General features: G+C 49.1%; 8 protein-coding genes and 1 tRNA gene. 6 read left to right on the forward strand and 3 right to left on the reverse strand.

Annotated features, from left to right (window positions below):
- Nucleotides 1-207: 207 nt before the first annotated feature.
- Nucleotides 208-2,913: a TonB-dependent receptor gene (locus ONB24_14340; GenBank protein MDZ7317289.1), complete on the reverse strand. Its 2,706-nt coding sequence runs from the start codon at nt 2,911-2,913 to the stop codon at nt 208-210.
- Between the two features lie 407 nt (nt 2,914-3,320).
- Here ONB24_14340 and ONB24_14345 point away from each other — a divergent pair, with 407 nt between their 5' ends.
- From ONB24_14345 to ONB24_14370, 6 genes are all read left to right on the forward strand, one after another.
- Nucleotides 3,321-3,899, forward strand: coding sequence for a CAP domain-containing protein (locus ONB24_14345; protein ID MDZ7317290.1), 579 nt, complete (start codon nt 3,321-3,323; stop codon nt 3,897-3,899).
- Nucleotides 3,827-4,033 (forward strand): CAP domain-containing protein, encoded by a 207-nt coding sequence (locus ONB24_14350; GenBank protein ID MDZ7317291.1) that lies wholly within the window; start codon nt 3,827-3,829, stop codon nt 4,031-4,033. Before ONB24_14345 ends, ONB24_14350 begins: the two co-directional genes overlap by 73 nt.
- Entirely contained in the window at nt 4,030-4,881 is an 852-nt protein-coding gene (gene panC / locus ONB24_14355) for a pantoate--beta-alanine ligase (protein ID MDZ7317292.1), read from the forward strand. The genes ONB24_14350 and panC overlap by 4 nt, the downstream gene beginning before the upstream one ends.
- 11 nt (nt 4,882-4,892) lie before the next feature.
- Nucleotides 4,893-5,648, forward strand: coding sequence for a 3-methyl-2-oxobutanoate hydroxymethyltransferase (gene panB, locus ONB24_14360; GenBank protein ID MDZ7317293.1), 756 nt, complete (start codon nt 4,893-4,895; stop codon nt 5,646-5,648).
- Nucleotides 5,648-6,034 (forward strand): aspartate 1-decarboxylase, encoded by a 387-nt coding sequence (locus tag ONB24_14365; GenBank protein MDZ7317294.1) that lies wholly within the window; start codon nt 5,648-5,650, stop codon nt 6,032-6,034. The genes panB and ONB24_14365 overlap by 1 nt, the downstream gene beginning before the upstream one ends.
- An 88-nt stretch (nt 6,035-6,122) precedes the next feature.
- Complete coding sequence (locus ONB24_14370) at nt 6,123-7,313, forward strand: acetate kinase (GenBank protein MDZ7317295.1); 1,191 nt, start codon at nt 6,123-6,125, stop codon at nt 7,311-7,313.
- A gap of 119 nt (nt 7,314-7,432) precedes the next feature.
- Here the strand turns inward: ONB24_14370 and ONB24_14375 are convergent.
- Both ONB24_14375 and ONB24_14380 read right to left on the reverse strand, forming a co-directional pair.
- Nucleotides 7,433-7,507: transfer RNA gene (locus ONB24_14375), tRNA-Gly, on the reverse strand.
- A 115-nt stretch (nt 7,508-7,622) separates the two neighbouring features.
- The coding region (locus ONB24_14380) for a hypothetical protein (protein ID MDZ7317296.1) at nt 7,623-9,311 on the reverse strand (1,689 nt) is incomplete at its 5' end.

Genomic DNA, 9,311 nt, shown 5'->3' on the forward strand with positions numbered 1-9,311 from the left:
GTTGCTCATGGCCGGCGTTTCGGTCAACTTGGTCATATACCCCGGCGCCGTCCTCCGGCCCATCATAAGGACGGCTTTGCGCCCACAAGTCCAACGGCAGGATGAATAAGCCGATAAAAAGGACCATTAGGAACAGACGTTTCATCATCTTTTATCCTTTCCTAAAATTTTTGTCTTTGCATGCTTCATCAACCGCTCTGGCTCAGATTAAAAGACAATACCCAGTCCGAGTTTTACCAGGCGCGGAGCCGACCAGTTGGCCGGATTGTAGATTCTCTCCTCATAGGTGCTGAAATCGCTCCAATGGCCAAGGCGGTCCTGCGGACGAATAATGGCCTGATTGGTCCGACCGGTATGCGGATCGACGCCGTTCTCATTAAGCTTGTCAAAGAGATTATAGACATACATGGTAAAGCGCATTTTGGCGTTGCGGATGCTGAGAATGTCGTAAGTCACCTTCAGGTCGAAGGAGTGATGAAACGGCTTTTTGCCGTTATTCGGCAGCAAATAGACACGGTTCAGCGGATTCTGATCGATGGGAGTCCAGGTGAATGCCGCTCCGGACCCCAACCAGCCGATCAGCGAAACGCTCCACTTTTTTTGGTTATAGGCCAACTGCATGTTGAGGGTATGGCGCTCATCCCAGCTCATCGGGATCAACGTCGGAATGGGGTCCTGGCTGTTGCCGGCGCGATTGAACGTAAACTGCGGGTTATCGGCATTGCCGCGTGTATACTGCAGCGTATAGTTCACCTCGCCGAAAAAGCTGCCGACGTGGGCTTTGTATTTAAGTTCCAATCCCCGTGCATTACCATAGTCCTTGTTTCCGTACAAACCATAGCGGACGGCGTTATAAGTCGTCACGATGTTGACGGTCGAAAGATTGTAAATGTCCTTATACCACAGTGCCACTTCCAAGTCCATGAAGCGGTTCAGCATTTGCCACAGACCTACTTCGTAACTGACCGTCATCTCCGGCTCGACCTGGGGATTGCCGAGCGTGCTGGCATAGTTGGTCGGCGCAATCACATAATTGTCGTTCTGATACATCGAGCTGTAAGGCGGATACTGATAAAAATGGCCGTAGCTGAAACGCAGCAGGGCAGTTTGTCCCAGCTGATAGGAAAGCCCAAGGCGCGGGGCAACGTTGAACTTTGGATCAGCTTTCGGATAAGTGCTGATCCATTCCGGCGTATCCTCTTTCTGCAGCAGATTGTTGGGATTGCGATAGTTGGACGGATAGACAGTCTTGGGGTCGAAATATTCGGCGCGTACGCCGAGGTTGATCACCATTTGGTCGAACTCCATTTTATCCGATAACCAGATTGCTGCTTGTTCCGGCTTTTTCTTGTAGGTGTCGGCATAAACCGTCGTGTCGCCGGTAATCTCCGGCGCATAGAGAATGGCGGATGCCATGGTGTTGCGATAGAGATTGAGAATCTGATGCCAGGCGACGTCATAGTTGTATTTTACCACCTCGGCACCGGTCTCGATCGCGTGATTGTTGTTTACCTGCCAGGTCAAGTCCAATCGCGCCTGGTATTTATCCGTGGTCGACTCGTAGTGGCCTTTGTCCTGACCGCCGGTCAAAAAGCCCGTGTAGGATTGATTCGCGGCAAATCGGTCGTGAATGTAGCGCTGATCCAACGGGTTTTTGAAAACATAATTTCCGTAATAGTTTTTGGAATAAGAGAATTTCAAGTCATAGAACAGGCGCGGATTGATGACATGGTTGATCGCATAGGTTACCATGTTGCTGTTGCTGTGATTGCGGGCGCGGCCGTCCGGTTTGTATTTATTTGTGTGAGAGTAGTTCTGAGACTCGCTGGAGTTATGCAGATACATCAACGACATCTTTAGATTGCGCGCGCGGAACGTCAGCTTGCCGTTCAGGTTGATGCCTTGGTACCAGTCCATCGGCACATAGCTGCCGTCGCCGGTGTGCTGATTCAACAGGTACTGGCCGGTGGCCGGATCCCATTGCGTCGGATCTAAGAATTTGCCATAGTCCGGTTCATCCCAGATGTTGAACCGACGAATGCCGTTGAGATAATTATTGTTGTCCTCGATTCTGCCGCTGGTAAAAAAGGTCAGCTTGTTGCCCACAATCGGCCCGTCGAGCTGAAATTTATAATCTCGGTTACGATCCACCTCGCTCGCTTTCAAGCCGATGAAAACATCGTTGTGCGCCGTGTAATAATTGCCCAAGTAGCCTTCGAACTTGCCGTGCAGCCTTTCGCCGCCCTCTTTGGTTACCATATTGACGACGCCGCTCATGGCCTCGCCGTATTTGGCGCTGAAGGTGCCGGTGATTACCTCCACTTCCTGCACGGCGTCCTGATCTACATCGATCAACCGACCGCGATTGAGTCCGTTTGAAACCGAAACGCCGTCGATCATATAGTTGGTCTCGTTCATGCGGCCGCCGCGAAAATGCCCCTGAACGACGCCCGGCTGAAGGGCGATCACTGCACCGGTGTTTTCAACCGGCAGCACGCTCATCTGTTCGGAAGAAACGTTACGAATAGAGCTGGTTTGGTCCTTTTTGACGGCAATGCGGTCCGCCGTTACAACCACCTCACCGCCCAGTTCAAGGGTTGTCTGCTGCAGTTTCACATCCAGCGTTCGTGTACGGTTGACCGAGACGTCGACGCCTTCGACTGTCTTGCTCTGGTAGCCCATGAGCATGAACTTGACGCGATAAGTGCCGGGCGGAACGTTGAGAATAAAGTATTTACCCTCAATGTCCGTCGCGGCGCCCAAATAGGTGTTTTCGATCACCACATTGACGCCGACCAGAGGCTCGTTGGTCGCGGCATCCGTCACGGTTCCGGCAATCTTGCCGGCCGTCTGAGCAAAGAGTCCCGAGGTAAGTGTGACAACAAGCAATAACCCAATGACCAGTCGTCCCATATTACTTCCCTTTCCTAAATTTCAAATTTGTATTCTTGGTTGTATCGATAGGGGTTGCAGATATAGTCGAGAAGGGGTAAACAAAAATCATTATGCAACTCTTTTAGAAGGAATTTTCTTGAGAATGGAGCAAAAGTCATTTGCTCATGAATTTTGTATTTTTTTCGCTTACTTTAAAAGGGCAGGCACTGCTTATCAAGTCTTTTTCAGGAACAAAATAAAAAGATCAACGTTCTTTAAATTTTGTTAAAATATTTTAGCGATAATTAATAAATGAGTCAAGGATATTTTAATGGTCAGTAGCCAGTCACTTTTTTTATACCATTTTATGAAACAACTTGATCATGCCTTTCCAATTTGAAAATTCCATAAAAATGCCTATATTATTAAAGCAAATAGGCTTAAGCATGAGTTACCGCTTCTTGTTATTACTGATCGCTGTTTGTAGTTCTTCTCTTTTCGGCCGGAGCTCCTGGTCTACCGATTTATATGATAAATTTGACGAAAAATCCTTTGCCGCTTATCCGCCGGCATTGGAACGAATCGACATGGACCATATCGATTTTCCGCTTCTTCATGCAGCCGTTTTTTACGAAACGAACAGAATCAGAAAGCTGCACCAATTGCCCGAGTTTCATCATTCCAATGCCCTGGAACAAGCCGCCCGAAAGCATTCTTTGGATATGGTTAACCATAATTTTTATTCACATACGAGTCCGGTAAAAGGCAAAACCACTCTGACCGAGCGCGCTGCAGTAGTCGGTATCCGTGATTGTGAATTGGCGGAAAACATTTCCGAGCTGAGCGGCCTTGAATTGGTACCGAACCAACCGCTCTTCCCACCCGATCAAGGACAAAAGTGGTTTAGTTATGAATATAGGGCCCGGCGATTCCGAATCATACCTATCAGAGTTTGGCGAAAGCCGTCGTCAAAAATTGGTACGAATCTGCCGGACATCGTCAAAACATGCTCAACCCCAATCTAAAGTGCCTCGGTGTCGGCGCGGCGCATTTTAAAAACTCTGCCGTTTACAACATGGATTACTTTCGCTTCACTCAGGTTTTCTCAAGCGCTGATGTGCCGAGAAGATCAGGTCTTTCAACTAATGATGGCAAATGACAATCTGTACCGCCATTGGTGAAACTCGGCAGTGGGTCGCCGAGCAGAAAAAGAATGGGCATATGATCGGCTTTGTGCCGACGATGGGCGCGCTGCATGAAGGCCATTTGTCACTCGTCCGCCGCTCCCTCGCGGAAAACGACGTTACCGCCGTCTCGATCTTTGTCAATCCGCTGCAGTTCGGTCCCAACGAGGACTTTGCCGTTTACCCGCGCATGCCCGAGCGCGATTTCTCGCTTTTGGAATCGCTGGGCACCGACATGGTTTTCCATCCGCCGGCGGAAGAATTGATTGGCGGCGACATACAGACCTTTGTCGATATGCAAGGCCTGACGGATCATCTTTGCGGGTTGCGCAGGCCGGGTCATTTCCGCGGTGTGTGCACAATTGTCACCAAGCTGTTCAACATTTTGCAACCCGACCGCGCCTACTTTGGCCGCAAAGACCTGCAGCAATTGTTGATCATCGAAAAAATGGTGCAGGATCTCAATTTTAACATCCAAATCGTTCCTTGTCCGATCGTTCGTGAAGCCGACGGCTTGGCTATGAGTTCGCGCAACCTTTATCTTTCGCCGCAGGAAAGAAAAGAAGCAGTAGTCCTCAGCCAAGCCATTAAAAAGGCGGCTTCACTTCCCTGGGAAAACGCCCAAGCAAGTCAGATCATAAAAGAATTGCGTCAAGTAATCGATTCGGCGCCGTCAGCGCGCATCGACTATATCCAAATCGTCGATCGTGAGCTGAACGATGTTACAATTGTGCACTCGGGGGATATCTTGGCTCTCGCCGTCTTTATCGGCAAGACACGGCTCATCGACAATTATATCTTCGGTGAGGAGCTGAACTTTTAGCCATGCAGAGCGTGGCGGAAATTTGCGCCGCCAAGGGCCGTCGAAAGCTGGTCATGCTGACCTGCTACGATTATAGTTTTGCCCGGCTGCTGAACGGCCGTGTGGATATGCTGCTGGTCGGCGACTCGCTCGGCAATGTGATTCTGGGCTATCCGCGAACGACCCACGTCACGCTTCAGGACATGATTCGCCACACGGCCGCGGTTCGGCGGGGCGCGCCCGATACTTTTTTAATAGCTGATTTGCCGGCCGGATCTTATGATGATCCTGAGACGGCCATTCAAAGCGCGCACCTTTTGGTTGAAGCCGGAGCCGATGCCGTCAAACCGGAGGGCAGACCCGAAATCGTTTCGGCGCTTACATCTGCGGGCTTTTCGGTCATGGGCCACCTTGGCTATCTTCCGCAAAGCCAAGAGAGCTTTCGTGTCGTCGGCAGAGATGAAAGTGAAGCCGAACAAGTCCTTGCCGCTGCTCTATCCATGCAGACGGCCGGCGCTTTCAGCGTCGTACTGGAATGCCTGCCTTCGCAGCCGGCCGAGCGGATCACCAGTCGATTGACGATCCCCACCATCGGCATCGGCGCGGGTCCCCATTGCGACGGCCAAGTCCTTGTTCTTTACGACCTCTTGGGACTGTTTACCGATTTTCAACCGAAATTCGTCAGAAGGTACGCCGACTTGGCTTCCATCATTACCGAGGCGGTGGATCGTTTTATTTTAGATGTAAAACAAGGAAATTTTCCAAATAAAAAGGAGGAATACCGTTAATGTTCATCACCATGATGAAATCCAAGATTCACAATGCTACGGTCACACAGGCGGATGTTCGTTATGAGGGAAGCATCACTATCGATATAGACCTCATGGAACGCGCGGATATTTTCCCCGGCGAGCGGGTTCAGGTTGTGAATTTAAACAACGGCGAACGGCTCGAGACCTATACCATTCCAGGCGAACGGGGCTCGGGGGTCATCGGCATGAACGGTCCCGCCGCCTTAAAGTGCCAAAAGGGCGATGTGATTCACATCATTTCATACGGCATGATCGAACAAAATAAAGCCATGACTTTCAAGTCCAAGACAATTTTTCTTGACGAGAAAAACCGGCCTAAACGTAACCGCAAAAACAGCAAAAATGATGATTTTTCACAATGAAATAGAATGAATTTTCAGTAAATTATTTGAAATGTTTTATGATGTAGCCTAAAGTTTTTCCTGATGTAAAGCCCATGCGGAGACCTTTATGAAAATTCTGGTTCTAAATTGCGGCAGCTCCTCAGTCAAGTTTCAACTCATCGACATGGAAAATGAGCATGTCATTGCCAAAGGCATTATCGAAGAGATTGCCAAACCGCAGTCGAAACTAAAATACAAGCCGACTGGAAAGGAAGAATACGTCGCTTCCAAACCGGTTGCAGATTACGAAGAAGCCCTGCGTCAGATCATTGATCTGCTGCTCGATCCGGAACGGGGCGTCATTAAGGACAAAGCGGAGATCAGCGGCATCGGTCATCGGGTGGTCCACGGCGGCGATCAGTTTGCCGCATCGACCCTGATAGACGACAATGTCCGCGCCGTCATCCGCTCCTGCATCCCCCTTAGCCCCTTGCACAATCCGGCCAATCTTACCGGCATCGAGACGGCGGATAAAGTGCTGCCGGGCATTCCCCAAGTAGCCGTTTTTGATACGGCGCACGGCGCAACGCTGCCGCCCGAGGCCTATACCTATGCTATTCCGCAACGGTGGCGGGAAGTTTATAAAATTCGGCGGTACGGTTTTCACGGCACCTCGCATTCGTATGTCGCCAAAAAGGCCTCGGAACTGTTGGGCAAACCGATTACGGAGCTGCGCATCGTAACCTGCCATCTCGGCAACGGCGCCAGCGTCAGCGCGGTAAAGTATGGAAAGTGCGTGGAAACCAGCATGGGGCTTACGCCGCTCGAAGGATTGGTCATGGGGACCCGCAGCGGCGACATCGATCCGGCGATCATCCCTTTTATTGCCCGCCATGAAAAACTGACGCTTGAGCAAATCGATGAACAGCTCAATAAAAAGAGCGGACTGTTGGCCCTAAGCGGCGACAGCGACTGTCGGATCATCGAAGAAAGAGCTTTAAACGGCAGCGAGGCCGATCAATTGGCGTTGGCGGTTTATTGCCACCGCATCCGTAAATACATCGGCGCCTATACGTTTGTCATGGGCGGGCTGGATGTGATCGTCTTTACGGCCGGAATTGGGGAGCGTTCTCCGTACGTGCGTGAGCATGTGCTTGCAGGCTGGGAAGACCTTGGCATCATCCTGGATCGAGAAGCAAACGCCCGCAATGCTCTGCACATCAGCACCGGACACGTCAAGGTAATGGTCATACCGACCAACGAAGAGTTGGCGATTGCCCGCGATACTAAAATGATCTTGGAATCGCTGAAGCAATAAAGACGAGTTGAAAAGTTAAAGGCTCCGCAAGGAGCCTTTTTTATTGAGTGTCGTTAATTGGAGATAAAGCGCGGCCGAAATATATCCCAAAACAAAAAAGCGCCTTTTTCAGGCGCTCATGGAGCGGGAGACGGGGCTCGAACCCGCGACGTCAAGCTTGGGAAGCTTGCATTCTACCGCTGAATTACTCCCGCTTTTTCAATATTAATATGCAAACTCTATGTTAAAGAATCAAGAATATTTTTCCTTCGTCTCAAAGCCGGCTGCAGGAACAGCTTTTAAAATATTGTCACTTTCGGATCTTTTAGCTTATTGTGCTTTAAAATTTAATATTTTGCCGTTCTTCCTATTAGCTAAAAATAGAGCGGCCTGTTTGCCGAATCCTTCAACCGCGATACTGTAGAATTCGCCAAAAGGAAGTTCCCGACTGGGGGAAACAGCGGTCATGAGGTACCGGCCCGTTTCATCCACCATATGTACGCCATTGGCATCCGCAACAAAAATCAAAGCGTTCTGATATATGCGTTTTCCATTGTAGGCTATCCCGACAGTATCCTCAGCAACAGCTATACGGGTCGGATACGCAAATTTTATCTCCTCACCCATGACTCCCTTTACGTTTTTGCCAAAGGATCCAAGCTGTCGAGTGACGATACCGTTAGGCTGGGCCATTAACACCCGATGATTACCCCAGTCAGCTATGTAAATGTTCCCTTTTCGGTCTACAGCGATTCCTTCAGGACTTTTTAGAAAATCCGGATGGATTATGCTTGGGAATTGTAGGGAAAATGTGGTGCCATTTTCCCAGCTCTGTTGTTCATTGTCGATGCGCACAATCCGGTTTTCTTGTGCATCTACAAAAAGATAGAAACCTTGGCGATGAAATACAAAATCTCGAATATAGAGGCTTTCGGCAATGCATTTGTAGAGCGGGCTATCCGTAGACAGTAATTTATTATCCTGAACGATAATAAAGTTTTCGGCAAATCTATCTCCGACCTGAAGAAGCTTTCTATCCGTAATAAAATCGTTTTTCTCAAACCAGTGCTCTTTGATTAAAGGAACAATCAAAGTATCCGTCTGCGGCTTTGAGAAGAAATGTTCGATATATCTGGGATAGTAGCCGTTTGCACGGATCAAAATATTTGCTTTGGTATTTAAAGCTCGATCTTTGACCTCGAATCGGCCATCCTGGATCGAAGTTTCGATACCGTCCACAAATGCGCTGATCAAAGCCGGGGGCTTGCCCGAATCGTCAATGACAACCACATTTAGACCGGCAGCTATTTTTGTCAACTTTTCATCTATTGGAGAGGTAACGGTTTCAAATATATTGTCATTGACGCGCCATGAGTAGCGAAGGATATTCTTTGATGGATACAAGCTCTTTTTGGGCAATCCAAAGGCAATAAGAAATTTTCTGGCTTCTTCGGCTTTTTGCATTTGCAGAAATTTCGTATCGGCCAGGAACTCGTACATTACAGGACGGTTGCCGACTTGAGTTAAAATGTCGGGGAAAACGACATCCTCAATCTGAATGCCTAACTCTTGAAAAAGCTTTACGTTTTCATCTTGCGAGCCGCATCTGGCAATACCGGCTTCAGCATTTACGAGCCAAAACCGGCCGTCCGGGTCATTGTATGCTTTTTTCTTGATGATATTATAGCATGCGACCGCTTCCGGATAACGACCGGTGTCGCGGCAATATTCGGCTAGTAAGTACAAAGTCCTGAGACTGCGCCTTTGATTAATCAAATACTTTATTTCATTCAAATCGATGCTTTGCGGACGTAAGGGATCCCATGTCTTTGCAAAAAATTTGGCCCGACATTGTGCATATTTCGCTTCTCCGTAATAGCTTTGAAGTGATTGGGCATCGCCGGCTTTTTGTACGGTCGTTAATTTTTGGATCGCTTGCGCGTAGAATTGGGCAGAAGCCGAGGGATTTGCTTGAACCTCTGCGCGCAGCATTAGGCTGATTCCTTTAAGGAAATCCAG

Source organism: candidate division KSB1 bacterium (genome assembly GCA_034505495.1).
GTDB lineage: Bacteria > Zhuqueibacterota > Zhuqueibacteria > Residuimicrobiales > Krinioviventaceae > Fontimicrobium_A.